Genomic DNA, 20,171 nt, shown 5'->3' on the forward strand with positions numbered 1-20,171 from the left:
GCATTGGCAAGACTATGGCCGTACTGATCTGTGGCTCCCTCGCATACGACACCATCATGACTTTCGAGGGCCGCTTTGCCGAGCAGATCCTGCCCGAGCAATTGCATATCCTGAACGTGTCGTTTCTCGTTCCCGCGTTGCGTCGCGACTTCGGCGGCTGCGCCGGCAACATTGCCTACGCGCACAAGCTGCTGGGCGGCGACCCCTTGCCGATGGCGGCGCTGGGTCGCGACGGGGCGGACTACATCGAGCGCATCAAGAGCCTGAACATCGACACGCGCCACGTGCTGCAGGTCGATGACAATTACACCGCGCAGGCCATGATCATGACCGACCGCGACAACAACCAGATCACCGCGTTTCACCCCGGCGCGATGATGCAGGCGCACCTGAACAACAAGATCACCAGGGACATCGGCGCGGCCCTGGGCATCGTGGCTCCCGACGGGCGCGATGCCATGCTGCAGCATGCCGAGCAGTTCGCCGCCGCCGGCATTCCATTCGTCTTCGATCCGGGTCAGGGCCTGCCGATGTTCAATGGCGAGGAACTGCGCCATTTCATCGAGCTTGCCACTTGGGTGACGGTGAACGACTACGAAGGCAAGATGCTGTGCGAGCGCACGGGCTGGAGCGAGGCGGAGATTTCACGCAAGCTCAAGGGCATGATCGTGACGCTCGGCAGCGAAGGCTGCGCGGTCTGGGAGAGTGGCGAGCAGCAACTCGTCGCACCCGTGAAGGCCAGGGAAGTGGTCGATCCCACAGGCTGTGGCGACGCATGGCGCGGCGCATTGCTCTTCGGTCTGGAGCGTCAATGGCCACTCGCCCGATGTGCGGAGCTGGGCAACAAGCTCGGCGCACTCAAGATCGCTCAACGCGGCCCGCAAAACTACACGCTGGATTTCAAGGTCGAGTGACGCTGCGCGACGGTTCGGCGCAGTTGTCCGAGCCTCGATGACGCCAACGAAAAAGCCCGGTGCGTAAACACCGGGCTTTGCTTGCTGTTTCCTTGAAGGAGACTTGCCCGATCAGGGCTTGCCGCCTGTCGGGAACGGCCACGCAGCTTGAGGGTTCAGCGTGGTCTGTGCAGCGGGCGCAGCAGCGGCGGCAGGAGCAGCAGCGGCAGGCTTGGCAGCAGCCTTCTTCGGAGCGGCCTTCTTTGCAGCAGGCTTCTTCGCGGCGGGCTTCTTGGCCGCAGCAGGCTTCTTTGCAGCAACTGCCTTCTTGGCAGGAGCAGCGGCCTTCTTGGCTGCAGGCTTCTTGGCGGCCATGGCCTTCTTGGCTGGAGCAGCCTTCTTCGCGGCTACGGCCTTCTTGGCTGGGGCTGCCTTCTTTGCGGCTACGGCCTTCTTGGCGGGAGCTGCCTTCTTCGCGGCCATGGCCTTCTTGGCTGGAGCTGCCTTCTTTGCGGCTGGGGCCTTCTTGGCTGGGGCTGCCTTCTTCGCGGCTACGGCCTTCTTGGCTGGAGCTGCCTTCTTCGCAGCTACGGCCTTCTTGGCTGGGGCTGCCTTCTTCGCAGCTACGGCCTTCTTGGCGGGTGCAGCCTTCTTCGCTGGAGCAGCCTTCTTTGCGGCTACGGCTTTCTTTGCCGGAGCAGCCTTCTTGGCCACGGTTGCTTTCTTCGCAGGTGCTGCCTTCTTAGCAGCGGTCTTCTTCGCAGTTGCCATCATTTTCTCCTTGGGTCGATTAGCAAAGAGCACCCCGTGTCTACTTTGGACACAGAGCGATTCGTGGCCTCAGGGAGTTGGATGTCCAACCCAAAGCCACAAATACGGTAACGCCCCACACCGCGCCTCGTGCGGGCGCTTGGTTGTGGGGGTGAGATTCAAAGAACATGACCTGCTGTCATTGGATGATCAATCAGTCCCAGGACAGGGCTCCACCGGATTGGTACTCGATGACGCGGGTCTCGAAGAAATTGCGTTCTTTCTTCAAGTCGATCATCTCGCTCATCCAGGGGAACGGATTCTCTTCATTCGGGAACAGCGTCTCCAGGCCAATCTGTGTCGCACGGCGATTGGCGATGTAGCGCAGGTAGCTCTTGAACATCGATGCATTCAGACCCAGCACGCCGCGCGGCATGGTGTCTTCGGCGTAGGCGTACTCGAGATCGACGGCCTTGTGGAACAGGGCTTCGATTTCTGCCTTGAATTCCGGAGTCCACAGATGCGGGTTCTCGAGCTTCAACTGGTTGATCAGGTCGATGCCGAAATTGCAGTGCATCGACTCGTCGCGCAGGATGTACTGGTATTGCTCGGCGGCGCCGGTCATCTTGTTCTGGCGACCAAGCGCCAGAATCTGCGTGAAGCCGACGTAGAAGAACAGGCCTTCCATCAGGCAGGCGAAAACGATCAGCGACTTCAGCAGCGTCTGGTCGGTCTCGGGCGTGCCGGTGTGGAATTCCGGATCCATGATCGCTTCGATGAACGGGATCAGGAATTCATCCTTGTCGCGGATCGACTTGACCTCGTTGTACGCATTGAAGATTTCACCCTCATCGAGGCCGAGCGATTCGACGATGTACTGATAGGCGTGCGTGTGGATCGCTTCCTCGAACGCCTGGCGCAGCAGGAACTGGCGGCACTCGGGTGCGGTGATGTGGCGATACGTGCCGAGCACGATGTTGTTGGCGGCCAGCGAATCAGCGGTCACGAAGAAACCGAGGTTGCGCTTGACGATGCGGCGCTCGTCTTCGGTCAGGCCGTTCGGGTCTTTCCACAGCGCGATGTCGCGCGTCATGTTCACTTCCTGCGGCATCCAGTGGTTGGCGCAGGTGGCGAGGTATTTTTCCCAGGCCCACTTGTACTTGAACGGAACCAGTTGGTTCACGTCGGTTTTGGCGTTGATGATGCGCTTGTCGGCGGCATTCACGCGCTTGTGAACAGCGGGTGCCGATGTCGCGGAAACCGTCGCAGCAGAAGGTGCGACAGCTTGCGACGATGTGGAGGAAACGGTTTGAAGAGCGGGTATTGCTCCAAGGCGGTTGTCGTGCGAACCGCCTGCCGTTTGATTTTGCGATGAGGGCTTGACTTCTTCGTCCCAGGTCAGCATACGTTTTCCAGTGCTCGAATTATGAAAGCAGCGACTCAAAAAGAAAAGCGCTGCGGCGTTGCTTCGCCAAATTTTTTTATGTCGAAGCACGCGCGGTGAGATGCGAGGCACTTCAAACGCGCGTGCAAACCGCTTTATTGGCAGGCCTCACAGCCCGGATCATCGATGGCGCAGAACTTGATATCGGTGGCTGGAACGCTTTCGGCCTGCGCGCGCGCGGCAGCGGCTGCTGCCTCCAAAGCATTGACTGGTGCGGCTTTCGGAGCTGCGGCAGAATTTTGTTCACTGCCGTTCGAGACCGCGTTGAGTTGACGACCACTCACCGTGCTCATCTCCACATGCGTCGCGGATTGCGTGCGCAGGTAGTACGTGGTTTTAAGACCACGAACCCATGCGAGCTTGTAGGTTTCATCGAGCTTCTTGCCTGATGCACCGGCCATGTAGATGTTCAGGCTCTGCGCCTGATCGATCCATTTCTGGCGACGCGCTGCTGCTTCGACCAGCCATGTGGGAGCCACTTCGAACGCGGTGGCGTAGAGATTTTTCACGTCCTGCGGCACGCGGTCGATGGGTTGCAGCGAGCCCTTGAAGTGCTTCAGATCCATCACCATCACGTCGTCCCACAGACCCAGGCGCTGCAGATCGCGCACCAGGTATTGGTTAACGACGGTGAACTCGCCCGAGAGGTTCGACTTCACCGACAGGTTGCCGAACGATGGTTCGATCGACGCGTCCACGCCCACGATGTTGGAGATGGTGGCGGTCGGTGCGATGGCGATGCAGTTCGAGTTGCGCATGCCGTCCTTGGCGATCTTGTTGCGCAGCGCATCCCAGTCGAGCGTGCTCGAGCGATCCACTTCGACATAGCCGCCGCGTTCCTTGGCAAGCAGGTCGAGCGAGTCGATTGGCAGGATGCCCCTGGACCACAGCGAGCCGTCATAGGTCGAATAGGTGCCGCGTTCCTTCGCCAGTTCGCTCGACGCGAAGTAGGCGTAGTAGCAGATGGCTTCCATCGATTCGTCGGCGAACTGCACTGCTTCCTCGCTGGCGTACGGGATGCGCATTTCATACAGCGCGTCCTGGAATGCCATCAGACCCATGCCCACCGGGCGGTGGCGCATGTTGGAGTCCTTGGCCTTTTGTACCGCGTAGTAGTTGATGTCGATGACGTTGTCGAGCATGCGCATCGCGGTGCTGATGGTCTTCTTGAGCTTGTCGTGATCGATCTTGCCGTTGGTGATGTGACGCGAAAGATTCACCGAGCCGAGATTGCAGACGGCGGTTTCCGTGTCGCTGGTGTTCAGCGTGATTTCCGTGCACAGGTTGGACGAGTGCACCACGCCCACATGCTGCTGAGGCGAACGGATGTTGCAAGGATCCTTGAACGTGATCCATGGATGGCCGGTCTCGAACAGCATCGAGAGCATCTTGCGCCACAGGTCCATGGCCGGAATCTGCCTGGACAGGCGAATCTCGCCCGATGCGGCCTTGGCTTCGTAGGCCGAATAGGCCTTCTCGAACGCGCCACCATACAGGTCATGCAGATCGGGAACGTCGGCGGGGCTGAACAGCGTCCAGTTGCCTTTTTCCATCACGCGCTTCATGAACAGGTCGGGAATCCAGTTCGCGGTGTTCATGTCGTGCGTGCGGCGGCGATCATCGCCGGTGTTCTTGCGCAGCTCGAGGAACTCCTCGATGTCCAGGTGCCAGGTTTCGAGGTAGGTGCAGACCGCGCCCTTGCGCTTGCCACCCTGGTTCACGGCGACGGCGGTGTCGTTGACCACCTTGAGGAACGGCACCACGCCCTGCGATTCGCCATTCGTGCCCTTGATGTGCGAGCCGAGCGCGCGCACGCGCGTCCAGTCGTTGCCGAGGCCGCCCGCGAATTTGGAGAGCAGCGCGTTTTCCTTGATCGACTCATAGATGCCGTCAAGGTGGTCGGGTACGGTCGTCAGATAGCACGACGACAACTGCGAGCGCAGCGTGCCGCTGTTGAACAGCGTGGGCGTGCTCGACATGAAGTCGAACGACGACAGCACCTCATAGAACTCGATGGCGCGCGCGTTGCGGTCGGACTCGTTGAGCGACAGGCCCATGGCCACGCGCATGAAGAATGCCTGGGGCAGTTCGATGCGCGTCTTGCGAACGTGCAGAAAGTAGCGGTCGTACAGCGTCTGCAGGCCAAGGTAGTCGAATTGCTGATCGCGCTCGATCTTGAGTGCGGCGGCCAGGCGCGGCAGGTCGAACTGCTTGACGAGGCGCTCGTCGAGCAGTTCGTTGTCGACACCCTTCTGGATGAACTGCGGGAAGTATTCCGCATAGGCTGCCTGCATTTCTGCGGGTGCCACGTCGCGTCCCAGCACCTCGCGCACGATGGTGTGCAGCAGCAGGCGCGCGGTGGCGTAGGTGTAGCCGGGGTCCTTCTCGATCTTGGTGCGCGCCGCCAGGATGGCGGCCTTGAGCACTTCGTCCATCGGCACGCCGTCGTAGAGGTTGCGCATGGTTTCGGTGACGATCGGCGCGGCGGTCACGCCTTCGCCGATGTTGGCGCAGGCCGACTCGATCAGCGAGTGCAGACGCAGCACGTCGAGTTCCACGCGCTGACCGTTTTCCAGCACGTGCATCGTCGGCACCTGCGGCAGCAGTTGCTCGCGGCGCTCGGCGCGCTCCTGCTTGCGGCGCTCGCGGTACAGCACGTAGGCGCGGGCGACTTCATGGTGGCCGCTGCGCATCAGGCCAAGCTCGACCTGATCCTGCACGTCTTCGATGTGGAAGGTGCCGCCGCCGGGGCGCGAGCGGGTGAGTGCGTACACGACCGTTTGTGTGAGGTTGTCCACCACTTCGCGAATGCTCGCGGACGCCGCGCCCTGAGCGCCGTGCGTTGCGAGAAACGCCTTCATCATCGCCACCGCGATCTTCTGCGGCTCGAACGGAACCACGGCGCCATTGCGGCGAATGATCTGGAACTGGGCGAGATTTCCGTTGCTCGCCGTGGGCTTGGCAGCCGCGGGCGTGGTGGATTTCGCGAGCGCAGGGCTCACCTCATTGACTGCGGTCTGTACAGCTTGCATGTAGTCCTCTTTTTAGTGTGTTCGAAGGGGGTCACGCGGGCTGGCTCAAGCCGCATGATGCTTCGGATGGGATGTGTGTCACCGGATGCTGTGACACACTATATCTGGGGTGTCTCAAGTCATCAAGACACTACCTGTAGTGTATATGCAGCACGACTCCGCTGGCCCGGGCGGCACGCTTTTCGACACTTCGATCTGGTCGCCGTCGTTGCGCGGCATGTGTGCTGGCGACGTTTGCGGGCCAAGATCACCAGTGGCTGCGAGCTATGCGGCGATATGCTCCGCCAGACCGCATGCAATGGAAAAAGAGGACGGAAAAAAAAGCACGAAGATCACCGGCGCGAAAACCACGGCGCGGTGACGGTTGCTAGGTCTGTAGTGGAAACCACCAACCCGTATCACACAAATTGTTGCGCATTCGTCGCCATTCGAATCCGGCCCCGGGATCGCCCTTGCGACCGGGTGCGATGTGCTCATGGCCCGCGATGAAGCGGATCGGATAGCGCACCGCGATATCGCTGCACAGCAGGGTGAGCGCGGTGTACTGCGCGTCGCTGAAACGCTCGCCCTCGAGGCCTTCGAGTTCGATGCCGATGGAGTCGTCGTTGCAGTTGTCGCGCCCGCGCCAGTGTGAGCGACCTGCGTGCCATGCGCGCTGGTCACAATCGACGAATTGCGTGATCGCTCCGTTCCTGTCGATCACGAAGTGACTGGAAACCTCGATGCCGCGGATGGTGTCGAAGTAGGGATGGGCGTCCCAGTCGAGCTGGTTGGTGAAGAGCCGCTCGATGTCGCCCGTGCCGTTTTCGCCCGGTGGCAGGCTGATGGAGTGCACGACGACGAGGTCGATCCGTGCACCGTCGGGCGGGGTCCGTGGTTGGGCGAGTCGATGCGGCGGGCCCTGGCGTACCAGCCGCCGGACCACACGCGCGAACGCTCATTCACCTTCGGCATGGGATTCCGTGCCGCCGTCGGCTTCGGAGATGTTCAGCCGCTCGATGCGGTAGCGGATCTGGCGCAGGCTGATGCCAAGGCGCGCGGCGGTCGCCGTGCGGTTGAAGCCGGATTCGCGCAATGCGCGCACGAGGATGTCGCGCTCCTGCTTGTCGAGCCAGGCCTGCAGATCGCTTGGCAGGGTATTGTGGGACGAATAGGGCGCTGGCGCTTCGGCGGATCGGCTCGGCATGCGCTCGAGCGTATCGGTCGTGGTCGCTGCCATGGACGGCGATGGTGATGCCGATGGCTGAGCGGGTGCAGGTTCCGGTGTCGATCCGGGGAGCGGCGGATCGACGAACAGTTCGTCGCCATCGCTGAGCGCAACGGCGCGGTGCAGCAGATTTTCCAGCTCGCGCACATTGCCCGGCAGCGGATGCATGGCGATGCGCTGCAAGGCGTTTTCGGTAAGCGGTGGCACGGGAGCGCCGGAGTCGCGTTCTATGCGTTGCAGCAGCGCTCGGCACAGCGCGGGCAGATCTTCGCGACGCTCGCGCAGCGGCGGAATCAGCACCTCGATGACGTTCAGGCGGTAGTACAGATCCTGGCGAAAATTGCCTGCCTGCACCTCGGCGGCGAGATCCTTGTGCGTGGCGCTGACGATGCGCACGTCCACGGTTTCCTCCTGCGTGGCCCGAGGGGTCGCACGCTGCGCTCCTGAATCGCGCGCAGCAGCTTGGATTGCATGGCGAGCGGAAGGTCACCGATCTCGTCAAGAAACAGCGTGCCGCCCTGCGCGGCCTGAAAAAAGCCTTCACGGTCGGCGCTCGCGCCGGTGTACGAACCCTTGCGCGCGCCGAAGAACTCGGCTTCAAGCAAATTCTCAGGAATGGCACTGCAGTTCACCGCGATCATCGGGCCGTCGGCGCGCTGGCTGTTGTCGTGCAGCGCACGGGCGACCAGTTCCTTGCCGGTGCCGGACTCGCCACGCACCAGCACCGGTGCCATGCTGCGTGCAACCTTGGCGATGCGCTGCTTCACATTGCGCATGGCAGCGGAATCTCCCACCAGAAGCCGCATCACGGGCGAGGCGCTCGGGGAATCGACGTCTGCGGAAACCCTGGCTTCTGCCTCCTGAAGGCGCGCGCCGGCGTTGGCGGCGGGCTGGCCGGGCGCGGGTACCGCTCCCGTGCCCTGCACCGCCGAGGCGACCACCGTGCGGAACTGCTTGAGGTCCACCGGTTTGGTCAGGTAGTCGAACGCGCCCGCGCGCAACGCCTCAACCGCGTTCTCGGCAGAACCGTAGGCCGTCATCACCACGCAGCGCTCGCGGCGCTGGGCCTCGCGCAGATACAGCAGCACCTCCATGCCGTAGCCGTCGGGCAGCCGCATGTCCGAGATCACCACGTCGAACTGCTGCACCCGCAACTGCTGGCGCGCCTCCTGCACCGATCCGGCGGTCTCCACGCGGTAACCCTCGCGCAGCAGCGTGAGCTCGTAGAGCGTCCTCAGATCGGGTTCATCGTCAATGACAAGAATGGAGGCGGCGTATGCAGGCATGTGTTCGTTGGAGTCTCAAACCATGATTGTGTCAAAAAGGGAAGGCGTGCCCGGAAGCTGTAGCGATTTGCGGAAGGTGACGATGAAGGCATTGCCCTCGGTCTCGCCGCGCGCGAGCGTGAGCGTGCTGCGTTCGTAGCGGATCGAAGCGCCGTGGCGACTGCACAATTCTCTACATATATAGAGTCCCAGTCCGCTGGAGCGGCTTTCCGAGGAGAAAAACGGCTCGAACAGATGCTGCTCGACCGATTTCTCAAGTGGCGCGCCATCGCTCCATACCTGCATCAGCGCGAGCCCTTCGGGCGTGGTGCCGGTCTCGATGCACATCGAGTCCGCATGCGGGCCCATGTAGCGCAGCGCGTTGTCCATGAGATTCACGAGCACGCGGCGCAGATGGTCGATGTCGAAGTTCACCTGCATGTCGGCGGTGTTCAGCGCGACCAGCGCCCGCCGGCTGTTGGGGTCATGCGACTGCCAGTCGCTGACCATGTGCACGACGTTGTCGTCAAGCTCGATGGGCGCGGCGGGCACGTTGTCGATCTGGTGGCGCACGCGCGCAATGTCCAGCACTTCCTCGGTGATGCGCGTGAGTCGATGCGCGTTCTGCTTGACCATCTGGCTCAGCCGCATCTGCATGGGATCGGTCAGGTCTTCTTCGAGCAGCGCATTGGCCTGGATGATGGCGGCCAGCGGGTTGCGGATTTCATGCGCCACGGCAGCCGACATGCGGCCCATCGCGGCGAGCTTTTCGGTGCGCAACCGGGCCTCCATCTCGCGCAGATCCTGCAGGAACACCACACACAGCGGGTCGCTGGTTTCGTGGGGTTAGCGGTGCTGGCCTGCAGGTCGTGGTGCATGGTCAGCCAGGTGCGCGCCCTGAGGCCCATGGGGCTGTGGCCCGGGTGAACGATGTCGATGTCCGCCGATTGCTGCGTGCCGCTGTGAAACGTTGCGCGCACCAAATCGAGCAGCGATGCCCAGTTGCCAAGCTGCTGCAGATCGAACGGCATGGCAGAGGGCGCGGCGTCGCCCATCAGCAAGCGGGCCGACGGATTGGCGAGCCGCACGCGATCCTGTCGATCCATCACCAGCACGCCTTCGCTCAGATGCTGCATGACCAGCGCGCTCACGTCTTCCTGCGTCTGCGCGGCCATGCGACTGCGCTGCGCGATCTCGTGCTCCGTATGCAGCTTGAGCGAGAGCTGGTGCGCCAGATAGGTGACGATGAAAAAGCCGACGCTGGTGAGCGCCGCCTGCACATAACGCTGGGTGGAGTCGCCCGAGGTCTTCTGATCGACCCACAACGCACCCGCCAGTAGAACAATGGTGATCAGCGAGGTCGTGCCAAGCGCCGTCATCAGCGTGCCCAGCATGCCGGCCATCAGCACCGGCAGGGCGAACAGCGGCATGAAGCTCAACGTGTCGCCCGCAAAAAACTGTAGGTAGCTGAACACCACGATGTCCACGCCGATCGTGGGCAGCCACTGGAGACCGGGTTGCGGAGCCGGAACATTGCGCGAGAAGATGCGGACCGCGATGGTCAACGCCAGGTAACCCATGCTCGCCGCGAGCGTGTCCGGACTCGTCGGCGTGTGCCAGATCAGCGCGGCGGCCTGCTGCATGGCCAGCAGCAGCGCAACCATCACCCGGCCATTCAGGAACGCCAGCCAGATCCGGAGAAACGTATTGTTGCCGGGACGTTGTCGATACTGCACAGTGAATTCTGGATGGAGGGTTGGTTGCGACTCAGGCCGGTCCCTGGCGCTGGTGTTCGACGCTGCAGAAATGCAGCTCGCCCTGTTGCAGCGCTTCGCTCCTGGGCAGCATCAGGCCGCAGCGCGCGCAGGGCACGATTTCCTGCGGAATGCGGGGCGTGCGAGGCGGGGCGGGGCGTTGCTGGTCGCCGGAGCGCTTGTCGTCGATGCGCTGCTTGCGCCAGACGTTGTAGGCAATGATCAGGACGATCAGGACGAGAAGGTATTTCATGAGGTTCAGCCTCCCGGGCGTGCGAGCAGCACTTCCATCACAAAGCGTGAACCGGCATAGGCGAGCAACAGGAGGGCCGCGCCAGCATACAGCATGCGCACCGCGCTCAGGCCGCGCCAGCCAAAGCGCGAACGCCCGATCAGCAGCACGGCGAAGGTGATCCACGAAAGCACCGAAAACACCGACTTGTGATCCCAGATCCAGGCGCGGCCATACAACACCTCGCCGAAGAACCAGCCGGCAATCAGGGTCGCGGTCAGCACCACGAAGCCTGCGGTCACGAAGCGGAACGTCAGCCGCTCCAGCGTGAGCAGCGGCATGCCGCCCGGGGAATCGGTGGCCTGGCGGATGTTTTTTTCGGCGCGCGTCATCAACCACGCATGAACGACGGCGGCAGCGAACAGTCCATAGGACGCGATGCCCAGCGTGAGGTGCAGGGGCAGCCAGGGCGATGAAAGCGCATGCAGAGGCTTGCCCGGAAAGAGCGCGGACATCAGTACCACCGCCGCGCCGAGCAGGGACAGCACCCAGAGTGCATGCAGTTCCGGAAAGAATTGGCGCTCCACAAGATAGGCGACCAGCATCAGCCACGCGGTCATCGACAGTGCGGAGGCGAATCCGAAATGCGGCGAGTCGCCCATCAGGCCCCAGGCAATCGAGGCGCCGTGCATCACCCAGGCCACCATCAGGGCCACGCGTGCCTGCGACGAGGAGAATCGGGAGCCGGCAATGGCCGAAACCACATAGGCCGCAGCCGCTGCAAGGGCCAATAGCCATCCAAGTGTTGACGCACTGGGTAAAATCATAGACTTACAGTTTAGCCTTTCGCCCGCGTTCGTCGGGCCAAACATCGCAGCATCCTCGCCCGCTTGGCGTGAATGCCGCCCTTGGAGCATTTGCATGGCTTCCGCGCTCACCGATAAATTATCACGACTCGTCAAGGAGATGCGTGGTCAGGCCCGCATCACCGAATCCAATGTGCAGGACATGCTGCGCGAAGTGCGCATGGCGCTGCTCGAGGCCGACGTGGCCCTGCCCGTGGTGCGCGACTTCGTTGCCCGGGTGAAGGAAAAGGCGCTCGGCCAGGAAGTGCTCGGCAGCCTCAAGCCCGGTCAGGCGCTGGTCGGGATCGTCAACGCCGAACTCGCCGCCACCATGGGCGAGGGCATCTCCGACATCAACCTCAATGCCCAGCCACCGGCCGTGATCCTGATGGCGGGCCTGCAGGGTGCGGGCAAGACCACCACCACGGCCAAGCTCGCCAAGCACCTGATCGAAAAGCGCAAGAAGAAGGTGCTGACCGTGTCGGGCGACGTGTATCGTCCCGCCGCCATCGAGCAGTTGAAGACCGTCACCGCGCAGGCCGGTGCCGAGTGGTTCGCATCCACACCCGACCAGAAGCCGCGCGACATCGCGCTTGCGGCGCTGGACTACGCGAAGAAGCACTACTTCGACGTGCTGCTGGTCGATACCGCAGGCCGCCTGGCCATTGACGAACTGCTGATGCAGGAAATCAAGGACCTGCACTCCGTGCTGAAGCCGGTGGAGACGCTGTTCGTGGTCGATGCCATGCAGGGCCAGGATGCGATCAACACCGCCAAGGCCTTCAAGGAAGCGCTGCCGCTCACGGGTATCGTGCTCACCAAGCTCGATGGCGACTCGCGCGGCGGTGCGGCGTTGTCGGTGCGGCAGATCACGGGCGCGCCGATCAAGTTTGCCGGTGTCTCCGAAAAGATCGACGGCCTGGAAGTCTTCGATGCCACGCGCCACGCGCAGCGCGTGCTCGGCATGGGCGACATCGTCGCGCTGGTCGAGCAGGTCACCAAGGGCGTGGACATGGAGGCCGCGCAGAAGCTGGCCGAAAAGGTCAAGAGCGGTGACGGCTTCGATCTGAACGACTTTCTCGCGCAGCTTCAGCAGATGAAGCAGATGGGCGGCCTCTCCACGCTGATGGACAAGCTGCCGAGCGAGCTGGCCGGCAAGGCCGGTCAGGTCGACATGGACAAGGCCGAACGCGAGGTGCGTCGCAAGGAGGGCATCATCTGCTCGATGACCCTCAAGGAGCGCAAGCATCCCGCGCTCATCAAGGCCACGCGCAAGAAGCGCATTGCCGACGGTGCCGGTGTGCAGGTTCAGGAGGTGAACCGGCTGCTCAAGGAATTCGAGCAGATGCAGACCATGATGAAGAAGATGAAGGGCGGCGGACTCATGAAGATGATGAAGCGCATGGGTGGCATGAAGAACATGATGGGTGGCGGCGGCGGCATGCCCAAGCTTCCGTTCTGATTTTTTCGGGTTTGCCGGTTCGCTGGAGATGCCGACGTGCCGATGGAAAACATTTCTCCTGAGCTGACGCTCGGCCCCGGGTTCAAGGGCTTTCCGTTCACGGCAGAGCCATGCACGGCGACAGAGATTGCGGCTCGCGGCTGGAACGTGCTCGCGGGCGATCTGCCGTTTCCGGTTGCGGTGCTCAAACGCACGGCGCTCGAGCACAACATCGCCTGGATGCAGGACTATGTGGGACGCAAGGGCGTGCAACTCGCGCCGCACGGCAAGACGACCATGTCGCCCGAGCTGTTTGCCGCGCAGATGGTGGCGGGGGCATGGGGACTGACGTTTGCGACGGCGTATCAGGTCAGCGTGGGTGTGGCGTCGGGCGCGCGGCGCATCATCGTTGCCAATCAGGTGGTGTGTGATGCGGATCTCGATGCGCTCGATCACATGCTTGCCGGGAACCAGGGTTTGCGCATCTGGTTTCTCGTCGATTCCGTGGCCCAGCTCGCGCTGATCGAGGACTGGGCGCAGCGGCGCGCCAGTTCGCGGGTGTTCGAGGTGCTGCTCGAGATGGGCATTCCCGGCAAGCGCACGGGCTGCCGCAGCTTTGACGAGGCGATGCTGGTGGCGCAGGCGATTTCCCAATCGCGCGTTGCCACGCTTGCCGGGGTCGAATGCTACGAGGGCAACGCGGCCAACTGCGACAACGAACACGACATCCGCGAAGTCAGCGCCTTGGTGCGCCGCGTGCTGAACGTGGCGCTGGCATGCGATCAGCGCAGGCTCTGGTCGGACGACGACGATCACCTGCTGTTCACCGCCGGTGGCTCGGCGGTATTCGATCTGGTGATGCCGCTGCTGCAGGCCAAGGGCCTGTCGCGCCCGGTGCGCGGCGTGTTGCGCTCAGGGTGCTACATCACGCACGACCATCTGAACTATGCGCGGTATCTCGCCAACGTGGAACGTCGCGAGGGTCTCGATCCATCGCTGCGGCCAGCGCTCACGGTCTGGGCGATGGTGCAGTCCGTGCCGGAACCGGGGCTCGCGCTGCTGACTTGCGGGCGGCGCGATATCTCGTTCGATATTGAAATGCCCGTGCCGGTGCGCTGGGCGCGCAGCGGCGAGCGCAGCGCGCAGAACGCGCCTGGGTCGTGGCGCGTCACGGCGCTCAACGATCAGCATGCGTATCTGAATTTCGACGCAGAGCAGCATTCACTTGCGCCGCAGGTCGGTGACCGCATCGAGTTGGGCATATCCCATCCCTGTACCACGTTCGACAAGTGGCGCTGGATGCCCATCGTCGAGGACGACGGGCGCGTCAGCGGGGCCATCCACACGCGGTTCTGATTTTTTGCTGAGCCTTGGCGTTCAGGCGGCGACGGTTTCGCTGGTCACCACTTCGCCGCGCAGCGTGTAGGTCCTGGCTTCGGTGATGCGCACGTCGATCAGTTGACCGATCAGGCGTTCCTGTCCAGGAAAATTCACCACGCGGTTGCACTCGGTGCGGCCCATCAGTTCGCTGCCGTCGCGCTTGGAGATCCCTTCGACCAGCAGGCGCTGCACGGTGCCGACCCGTTCCTCGCTGATGTCCTTGATGTTCTGGTTGATCACCGCCTGCAGCTCCTGGAGGCGGCGCAGCTTGACCTCGTGCGGCGTGTCGTCGGGCAGGTTGGCGGCCGGGGTGCCGGGGCGCGGGCTGAAGATGAAGCTGAACGAGTTGTCGAAGCGAACGTCGTGGATCAGCTTCATCATCTTCTGGAAGTCTTCCTCGGTCTCGCCGGGAAAGCCGACGATGAAATCGCTGCTCATGGCCAGATCCGGACGGATCGCGCGCAGCTTGCGCACGGTGCTTTTGTACTCCATGGCGGTGTAGCCGCGCTTCATCGCCATGAGGATCCTGTCGCTGCCGTGCTGCACCGGCAGGTGCAGGTGATTGACGAGCTTGGGCAGTTTTGCATACGCCTCGATCAGGCGCGGCGTGAATTCGTTTGGGTGGCTGGTCGTGTAGCGGATGCGCTCGATGCCCGGAATGTCGGAGACGTATTCGAGCAGCAGCGCAAAGTCGGCGATCTCGCTGGTGTCGCCCATCTTGCCGAGATAGGCGTTCACGTTCTGGCCGAGCAGATTGATTTCCTTGACACCCTGATCCGCGAGACCGGCGACTTCCACGAGCACGTCCTCAAAAGGACGACTCACTTCCTCGCCGCGCGTATACGGCACGACACAGTAGCTGCAGTATTTGGAGCAGCCTTCCATGATCGACACGAACGCGGTCGCGCCGTCCACGCGCGCGGGCGGCAGGTGGTCGAATTTCTCGATTTCGGGGAACGAGATGTCCACCTGGGGCTTCGACTTCGCCGCACGCGCGTTCAGCAGATCGGGCAGGCGATGCAGCGTCTGGGGGCCGAACACCACGTCCACATAGGGCGCGCGCCTGATGATCTCCTCGCCTTCCTGGCTCGCGACGCAGCCGCCGACGCCGATCAGCACACCCTTGTCTTTGAGGTGCTTGACGCGGCCGAGGTCGCTGAACACCTTTTCCTGCGCCTTCTCGCGCACCGAGCAGGTGTTGAACAGGATGAGGTCGGCCTCATCCATATGGGTGGTGGGCTCATAGCCCTGGGCCGCGCCGAGCACGTCGGCCATCTTGTCCGAGTCGTACTCGTTCATCTGGCAGCCGAAGGTCTTGATAAAAACTTTTTTGGACATGGGGAACTCTCGAATTCTGTGTGGGGCCGCGCGAGCCCGCCAGCGAAGGTGCGACACGCAGGGCGACCGGCACGCGTTCAATGTGTGGGAGCAGAGCGTCGTGGCAGCCGAGCAGCCATGCACGATGGCTGCGAGCCCTCAACGACGCGGATGCTTAACGGAACCAGCCGCGCTTGGGTTCCTTGGCCAGCTCGTTCTTGGTCAGGATCCACACATTGAGCAGCATGCCGGTGCTGGGCTCGACCACGTAACGCACATCGAGTTTCTGGCCGACGACGGAGTGCGCAAACACCAGTTGGTTCTGTTGATTGAAGATGCGCAGACCGGGTGCAAGGCGATAGTCCTTGCCTTCGACTACAGCCTCCACGCTGCTCTTGACGACGAGGTCACCGCGCTGCGAGCTGGGAGGGAAGTTGCGGGGAACGGCTTGCTCCATCGCCTGGGTCTGGGCGAGAAGCGGTGTCACGGTGCCGAGCGTGAGCATGACGGCGCAGACGGAGGCGCTTGCGAACTGGCGCGCCAGCGTCGGGAAAGTGCGTGGGAATGAGGGCTTGTTACAGCGGTTCATGGTGTTCATCCAGAGGCTGAAGGAGTGCGCGATTCTAGCCGTTGGGGCGTTCCGGCATGTCTGTTGGCGAATTTCCGGATCAAAACCGTCCGATTTGCGCCTCGGCGGTGCCCATCGATCTTGTCGTTAACAAAGTTGTTTTAAGAGAAACATGGGGTTTTTGGCTGTTACCCAATGTATATTTGACGCATGTCCAGTCTTGCGGTCACCGCATTGCCCACGTCGTCACTCCAGTTGGTGCGCTTTTCCGTCAATCGCATTGGACGTGACATCGCCGTGGGAGACATCCACGGCTGCTTTTCCGCATTGCAAAGCGCCTTGTCGGCGATTGATTTCGATCCGTTGAGCGACCGCTTGTTCTCGGTGGGCGATCTGGTGGATCGCGGCCCGGAATCGCACCGGGTGATCGAGTGGCTGGACAAGCCGTGGTTTCACGCCATCTGCGGCAATCACGAGCAGATGGTGTGCCGCACCGCAGGTGGGAACCCGCTGCCTGATGTCGATCACATGAAGCACGGCGGCGAGTGGATGCTACGGCTAAGTGAGTGCACGCTCAGCGCCATTGTCGAGCGCCTGGCGGCCTTGCCGCTGGCCTTCGAGGTGCAGACCGGCGACGGCCCGGTGGGTCTGGTGCATGCCGGGTATCCGTTTGAGGATTGGGACGACATCCGCAGTTTTCACCTGGCCGAATCGGCCATCGATTGCTGTCTCTGGTCGCGCGACCGCTATGCGCGGCGCGCTGAGCAGCACGTGGCCAATGTGCGCGCCGTGATTCACGGGCACACCACGGTGAATGAGGTCCAGAGGCTGGGCAATACGATTTTCATCGATACCGGAGGCTGGCGCCGCGGCGTCGGGCATTTCACCTTGCTGGACCTGCAGACCCTTGCCCCGGTCAAGGCGCGGATGCCGACCATCACTCAGGACGAACGTGCAACTGTCTGAAGCTGGCGGCGAGCCAAAGAAAAAGCCGTTGCGCTTGCGTGCAACGGCTTTTGTCCGATCTGGTGGTCGTAGAGGGACTTGAACCTTCGACATCAGCATTATGAATGCTGCGCTCTAACCAACTGAGCTATACGACCGGTATTCAAGAAGCCCACAGCACCTTGCGGATACTGCGGGCTTGAATTTGGTGGTCGTAGAGGGACTTGAACCTTCGACATCAGCATTATGAATGCTGCGCTCTAACCAACTGAGCTATACGACCGAAGACGAAGATTATAGCTCAGGATTTTTGTGGCAGGACAAATGTCTTGCGCCGCACAAAAGCCGTTGTTTCGCCTCAGAGGTGCTTGAAGACGGCCTTGCGCTTGTTCACGAATGCATCCATGCCTTCCTTCTGGTCCTCGGTGGCGAACAGCGCGTGGAACAGGCGGCGCTCGAACATCAGGCCATCGGCAAGCGAGCTTTCGAAGGCGCGATTCACGGTTTCCTTGGCGGCCATGACGGCGATCTGCGAGAAGCCGCTGATCATGATCGCGGCGCCCAGCGTCTCCTCCATCAGCTTGTCGAGGGGCACGACGCGGCTCACGAGGCCTGAGCGCTCGGCTTCCGTCGCATCCATCATGCGACCGGTGAGCGCCATGTCCATGGCCTTGGACTTGCCCACGGCACGTGGCAGGCGCTGAGTGCCGCCAGCGCCGGGAATCACGCCGAGCTTGATCTCGGGCTGGCCGAACTGGGCGTTGTCGGCAGCGATGATGAAGTCGCACATCATCGCGAGTTCGCAGCCGCCGCCGAGCGCATAGCCGGCCACCGCCGCGATCACGGGCTTGCGGATGTCGCGGATCTGCTCCCAGTTGCGCGTGATGTAGTCGCCCTTGTAGGCATCTGCAAAGCTGTACTTGGCCATCGCCACGATGTCCGCGCCTGCGGCAAAGGCCTTTTCACTGCCGGTGAGGATGATGCAGCCGATCTTCTCGTCCGCATCGAATGCGCGCAGCGCCTCGCCCAGTTCGTTCATGAGCTGGTCGTTGAGCGCGTTGAGCGCTTTGGGACGGTTCAGCGTGATGACGCCGACTTTTTCCGCTTCGGTGCGGACTTCAATCATTTCGTAGGCCACGGTTATCTCCAAAAAATAGTCTGGTCAGTGGTGTACAGGGGAATGAAAGACTATACCGAAGCGCTGCGCCGGGCGACGTCCACATGCGGCCTGAACGGCAGAAAGTGCGAACTATCTGTCAGCTTTGGCGTCTGCGCGGGTGTCGTCCCTGCCTTGTTCTTCGCGCAGCCAGTGCCTGGCGAGATCGGCGTTGTCCACGGCGAGGCGCACGGTCTCCGGTGTCTCTCCAGGCCGCGCCTCTGCCAATAGCGACAACGGCAATTCGAGCAAGCGGCGATCACGTGAGACGAGCGCCGTCACGCGTCGCTCCGATCCGGCATAGAGCGCGAGATCGTCGAGCTTCTGAATGCGCCAGCCAGCACCATCCGCGAGCCGGATACCGAGCCATTCATCGCCCGCCATGAAGCCCGCCTGTTCGGCAAGGCCCGCGCTCAGCACGACCTTGACCGTGATGCCCGCGCCGCCTTCCTGCACGCGCAGGCCAAGACGCTGCGCGGTGGCACCGGCGTCGGCCTGCATGTCGATGCCCTGCGATGCAAGCAGCTCCTTGAGCGGCAAATCGGCCGTGCCATGCACCCATTGCTGCAACTCGCCGGACCAGTCCCTGCCCGAGAGCTTTTGCAGTACGGCGAGCACATCGTCCTCGGACATCGGGCCGCCCCGCGTGCGTTGCCACAGCGCGCGCATCACGTCGTCGAGCGTCGTCCTGCCCTGCTGGCGCAACGCGAGATCGAGGCACAGCGCGACCAGTGAGCCCTTGGTGTAGTAGCTCACCGTGGAGTTCGGCGTGTTCTCGTCCTGGCGGTAGTACTTGACCCAGGCGTCGAAACTGGCCTTGGCGACGGACTGCACGTTGCGGCCCGGGGTCTGCAACACCTGGTTGATGGTCTTGGTGATCAGGCGCAGATAACCCGCGTGATCGACCAGTCCCGCGCGGCGCAGCAGCAGATCGTCGTAGTAGCTCGTGAACCCTTCAAAGAACCACAGCAGCTCGGTGTAGTTCTCTTGGTTGTAGTCGTAGCGTGCGAACTCGGCGGGGCGCATGCGCTTGACGTTCCAGGTGTGGAAATACTCATGGCTGATCAGCCCGAGCAGCGTGGAGTAGCCCTCCGGCACGGTTTTCTCGCCCACGCGCGGCAGGTCGCGGCGGCTGCAGATCAGCGCGGTGCTGTTTTTGTGTTCAAGGCCGCCGTAGCCGTCATCGACGACGTTCAGCATGAACAGATAGTGGGTGTGGGCGGCCTTACCCTCGCCATGCCAGAAGCGGATCTCGGTCTCGCAGATGCGCTGCGTGTCGGCCAGCAGGCGCTCGCCATCGAAGGACGCCGCAGCGCCCGCGACGACGATGCGGTGCGGCACGCCGCAGGCCGTGAATCGGGCGCTCCAGAACTTGCCGAGTTCGACGGGGCTGTCCACCAGTTCATCGTAGTTCGCGGCGAGGTAGGTACCGAAGCCCGCGCGGTTGACATGTACCGGCGTGAGTGCCGTGGCGGCCTGCCAGCCCTTGATGCGCGCGGGCGGCGCAATCTCGATGCCGTGGGGCCGGTCTTCGAGCCCGATGGCCCGCAGGCACACGCTGGTGCCATTGAAGAAACCGCGAGAGGCATCGAGCCAGGCAGTGCGTACCGAGTGGTCATAGGCCGCGATCTGGTACGTCAGCGTGAGCGGCCGGTTTCTCGCGCATTGCGCGCTCCAGCGGTGCTTGTCGAGCTGCTTGAGCGCAACCGCCTTGCCGCCCTGGCTGGCCGTGAGTTGCTGGAGGTTCTTGGAAAACTCGCGCACCAGATAACTGCCCGGAATCCACACCGGCAGCGCCAATTCCTGATTTTCCGCGGGCCGCGCAACCACCATCGTCACGTTGAACAAGTGGGTCTGCGGATCGGTGGGCTCCACGCGGTAGAAGACGGAGGGCGTGGCGGCGATGGAACTGTGGGTCATGTGGTCGTGTTGGAGTGCTTGA

At 62.5% G+C, this 20,171-nt stretch carries 16 protein-coding genes, 2 tRNA genes and 2 pseudogenes; 4 read left to right on the forward strand and 16 right to left on the reverse strand.

The window, feature by feature from the left end; translation table 11 throughout:
• Positions 1–14: 14 nt before the first annotated feature.
• Positions 15–914: a carbohydrate kinase family protein gene (locus H9K75_RS16485; RefSeq protein ID WP_187723439.1), complete on the forward strand. Its 900-nt coding sequence runs from the start codon at positions 15–17 to the stop codon at positions 912–914.
• 111 nt (positions 915–1,025) lie between these two features.
• Here H9K75_RS16485 and H9K75_RS16490 read toward each other — a convergent pair whose 3' ends face one another.
• The 10 genes and pseudogenes from H9K75_RS16490 to H9K75_RS16525 form a co-directional block, all read right to left on the reverse strand.
• Positions 1,026–1,664, reverse strand: coding sequence for a histone (locus H9K75_RS16490; protein WP_187723440.1), 639 nt, complete (start codon positions 1,662–1,664; stop codon positions 1,026–1,028).
• 193 nt (positions 1,665–1,857) lie between these two features.
• Positions 1,858–3,048, reverse strand: a complete 1,191-nt coding sequence (locus H9K75_RS16495; RefSeq protein WP_187723441.1) for a ribonucleotide-diphosphate reductase subunit beta — start codon at positions 3,046–3,048, stop codon at positions 1,858–1,860.
• A 134-nt stretch (positions 3,049–3,182) separates the two neighbouring features.
• Positions 3,183–6,119, reverse strand: coding sequence for a ribonucleoside-diphosphate reductase subunit alpha (locus H9K75_RS16500; RefSeq protein WP_187723442.1), 2,937 nt, complete (start codon positions 6,117–6,119; stop codon positions 3,183–3,185).
• A gap of 367 nt (positions 6,120–6,486) precedes the next feature.
• Positions 6,487–7,073, reverse strand: a pseudogene (ampD, locus tag H9K75_RS16505) (1,6-anhydro-N-acetylmuramyl-L-alanine amidase AmpD).
• Positions 7,057–7,494, reverse strand: coding sequence for a helix-turn-helix domain-containing protein (locus H9K75_RS25595; RefSeq protein WP_404826443.1), 438 nt, complete (start codon positions 7,492–7,494; stop codon positions 7,057–7,059). Before H9K75_RS25595 ends, ampD begins: the two are co-directional and overlap by 17 nt.
• Positions 7,468–8,612, reverse strand: a pseudogene (locus H9K75_RS25600) (sigma 54-interacting transcriptional regulator); the annotation flags it as partial. The pseudogene H9K75_RS25600 and the gene H9K75_RS25595, both read right to left, overlap by 27 nt.
• A gap of 15 nt (positions 8,613–8,627) precedes the next feature.
• Positions 8,628–9,347 carry a sensor histidine kinase gene (locus H9K75_RS25240; RefSeq protein ID WP_319016835.1) on the reverse strand — a complete coding sequence of 240 codons (720 nt, stop codon included), beginning with the start codon at positions 9,345–9,347 and terminating at the stop codon, positions 8,628–8,630.
• The gene (locus tag H9K75_RS25245) at positions 9,257–10,327 is read right to left on the reverse strand and encodes a hypothetical protein (protein WP_319016836.1); all 1,071 of its coding nucleotides are present in this window, start codon (positions 10,325–10,327) and stop codon (positions 9,257–9,259) included. The genes H9K75_RS25240 and H9K75_RS25245 overlap by 91 nt, the downstream gene beginning before the upstream one ends.
• 31 nt (positions 10,328–10,358) lie before the next feature.
• Positions 10,359–10,598: a PP0621 family protein gene (locus H9K75_RS16520; protein WP_187723443.1), complete on the reverse strand. Its 240-nt coding sequence runs from the start codon at positions 10,596–10,598 to the stop codon at positions 10,359–10,361.
• A gap of 5 nt (positions 10,599–10,603) precedes the next feature.
• On the reverse strand, positions 10,604–11,404 hold the full coding sequence (locus H9K75_RS16525) for a cytochrome C assembly family protein (RefSeq protein ID WP_187723444.1): 801 nt from the start codon (positions 11,402–11,404) through the stop codon (positions 10,604–10,606).
• 94 nt (positions 11,405–11,498) lie between these two features.
• On the opposite strand from H9K75_RS16525, the gene ffh reads away from it, so the two are divergent.
• Together ffh and H9K75_RS16535 are read left to right on the forward strand one after the other, a co-directional pair.
• Positions 11,499–12,884 carry a signal recognition particle protein gene (ffh, locus tag H9K75_RS16530; RefSeq protein WP_187723445.1) on the forward strand — a complete coding sequence of 462 codons (1,386 nt, stop codon included), beginning with the start codon at positions 11,499–11,501 and terminating at the stop codon, positions 12,882–12,884.
• 42 nt (positions 12,885–12,926) lie between these two features.
• Entirely contained in the window at positions 12,927–14,219 is a 1,293-nt protein-coding gene (locus tag H9K75_RS16535; protein ID WP_187726076.1) for an amino acid deaminase, read from the forward strand.
• 21 nt (positions 14,220–14,240) lie between these two features.
• Here H9K75_RS16535 and miaB read toward each other — a convergent pair whose 3' ends face one another.
• The gene (gene miaB / locus H9K75_RS16540) at positions 14,241–15,581 is read right to left on the reverse strand and encodes a tRNA (N6-isopentenyl adenosine(37)-C2)-methylthiotransferase MiaB (protein ID WP_187723446.1); all 1,341 of its coding nucleotides are present in this window, start codon (positions 15,579–15,581) and stop codon (positions 14,241–14,243) included.
• A gap of 154 nt (positions 15,582–15,735) precedes the next feature.
• Positions 15,736–16,149 (reverse strand): hypothetical protein, encoded by a 414-nt coding sequence (locus H9K75_RS16545; protein WP_226858270.1) that lies wholly within the window; start codon positions 16,147–16,149, stop codon positions 15,736–15,738.
• A 189-nt stretch (positions 16,150–16,338) separates the two neighbouring features.
• On the opposite strand from H9K75_RS16545, the gene H9K75_RS16550 reads away from it, so the two are divergent.
• Positions 16,339–17,094: a metallophosphoesterase gene (locus H9K75_RS16550; protein ID WP_187723448.1), complete on the forward strand. Its 756-nt coding sequence runs from the start codon at positions 16,339–16,341 to the stop codon at positions 17,092–17,094.
• Between the two features lie 60 nt (positions 17,095–17,154).
• On the opposite strand, the gene H9K75_RS16555 is transcribed toward H9K75_RS16550, so the two are convergent.
• From H9K75_RS16555 to H9K75_RS16570, 4 genes are all read right to left on the reverse strand, one after another.
• Positions 17,155–17,231 (reverse strand) — tRNA-Met (locus H9K75_RS16555).
• Positions 17,232–17,279: 48 nt separating this feature from the next.
• Positions 17,280–17,356, reverse strand: a tRNA-Met gene (locus H9K75_RS16560).
• 75 nt (positions 17,357–17,431) lie between these two features.
• Entirely contained in the window at positions 17,432–18,211 is a 780-nt protein-coding gene (locus H9K75_RS16565; protein WP_187723449.1) for an enoyl-CoA hydratase, read from the reverse strand.
• A 111-nt stretch (positions 18,212–18,322) separates the two neighbouring features.
• On the reverse strand, positions 18,323–20,149 hold the full coding sequence (locus H9K75_RS16570) for a M61 family metallopeptidase (RefSeq protein WP_187723450.1): 1,827 nt from the start codon (positions 20,147–20,149) through the stop codon (positions 18,323–18,325).
• Between the last annotated feature and the right edge of the window lie 22 nt (positions 20,150–20,171).

Source organism: Diaphorobacter aerolatus, from assembly GCF_014489535.1.
Taxonomy (GTDB): Bacteria; Pseudomonadota; Gammaproteobacteria; order Burkholderiales; family Burkholderiaceae_C; genus Diaphorobacter_A; species Diaphorobacter_A aerolatus.

Excerpts from the sequence above, each read along its gene's own strand:
- H9K75_RS16485 (WP_187723439.1), top strand. The coding sequence starts at position 15 with ATGGCCGTACTGATCTGTGGCTCCCTCGCATACGACACCATCATGACT.
- H9K75_RS16490 (WP_187723440.1), bottom strand. The coding sequence starts at position 1,664 with ATGGCAACTGCGAAGAAGACCGCTGCTAAGAAGGCAGCACCTGCGAAG.
- H9K75_RS16495 (WP_187723441.1), bottom strand. The coding sequence starts at position 3,048 with ATGCTGACCTGGGACGAAGAAGTCAAGCCCTCATCGCAAAATCAAACG.
- H9K75_RS16500 (WP_187723442.1), bottom strand. The coding sequence starts at position 6,119 with ATGCAAGCTGTACAGACCGCAGTCAATGAGGTGAGCCCTGCGCTCGCG.
- H9K75_RS25595 (WP_404826443.1), bottom strand. The coding sequence starts at position 7,494 with ATGCATCCGCTGCCGGGCAATGTGCGCGAGCTGGAAAATCTGCTGCAC.
- H9K75_RS25240 (WP_319016835.1), bottom strand. The coding sequence starts at position 9,347 with ATGGGCCGCATGTCGGCTGCCGTGGCGCATGAAATCCGCAACCCGCTG.
- H9K75_RS16520 (WP_187723443.1), bottom strand. The coding sequence starts at position 10,598 with ATGAAATACCTTCTCGTCCTGATCGTCCTGATCATTGCCTACAACGTC.
- H9K75_RS16525 (WP_187723444.1), bottom strand. The coding sequence starts at position 11,404 with ATGATTTTACCCAGTGCGTCAACACTTGGATGGCTATTGGCCCTTGCA.
- ffh (WP_187723445.1), top strand. The coding sequence starts at position 11,499 with ATGGCTTCCGCGCTCACCGATAAATTATCACGACTCGTCAAGGAGATG.
- H9K75_RS16535 (WP_187726076.1), top strand. The coding sequence starts at position 12,927 with ATGGAAAACATTTCTCCTGAGCTGACGCTCGGCCCCGGGTTCAAGGGC.
- miaB (WP_187723446.1), bottom strand. The coding sequence starts at position 15,581 with ATGTCCAAAAAAGTTTTTATCAAGACCTTCGGCTGCCAGATGAACGAG.
- H9K75_RS16545 (WP_226858270.1), bottom strand. The coding sequence starts at position 16,149 with ATGAACCGCTGTAACAAGCCCTCATTCCCACGCACTTTCCCGACGCTG.
- H9K75_RS16550 (WP_187723448.1), top strand. The coding sequence starts at position 16,339 with ATGTCCAGTCTTGCGGTCACCGCATTGCCCACGTCGTCACTCCAGTTG.
- H9K75_RS16570 (WP_187723450.1), bottom strand. The coding sequence starts at position 20,149 with ATGACCCACAGTTCCATCGCCGCCACGCCCTCCGTCTTCTACCGCGTG.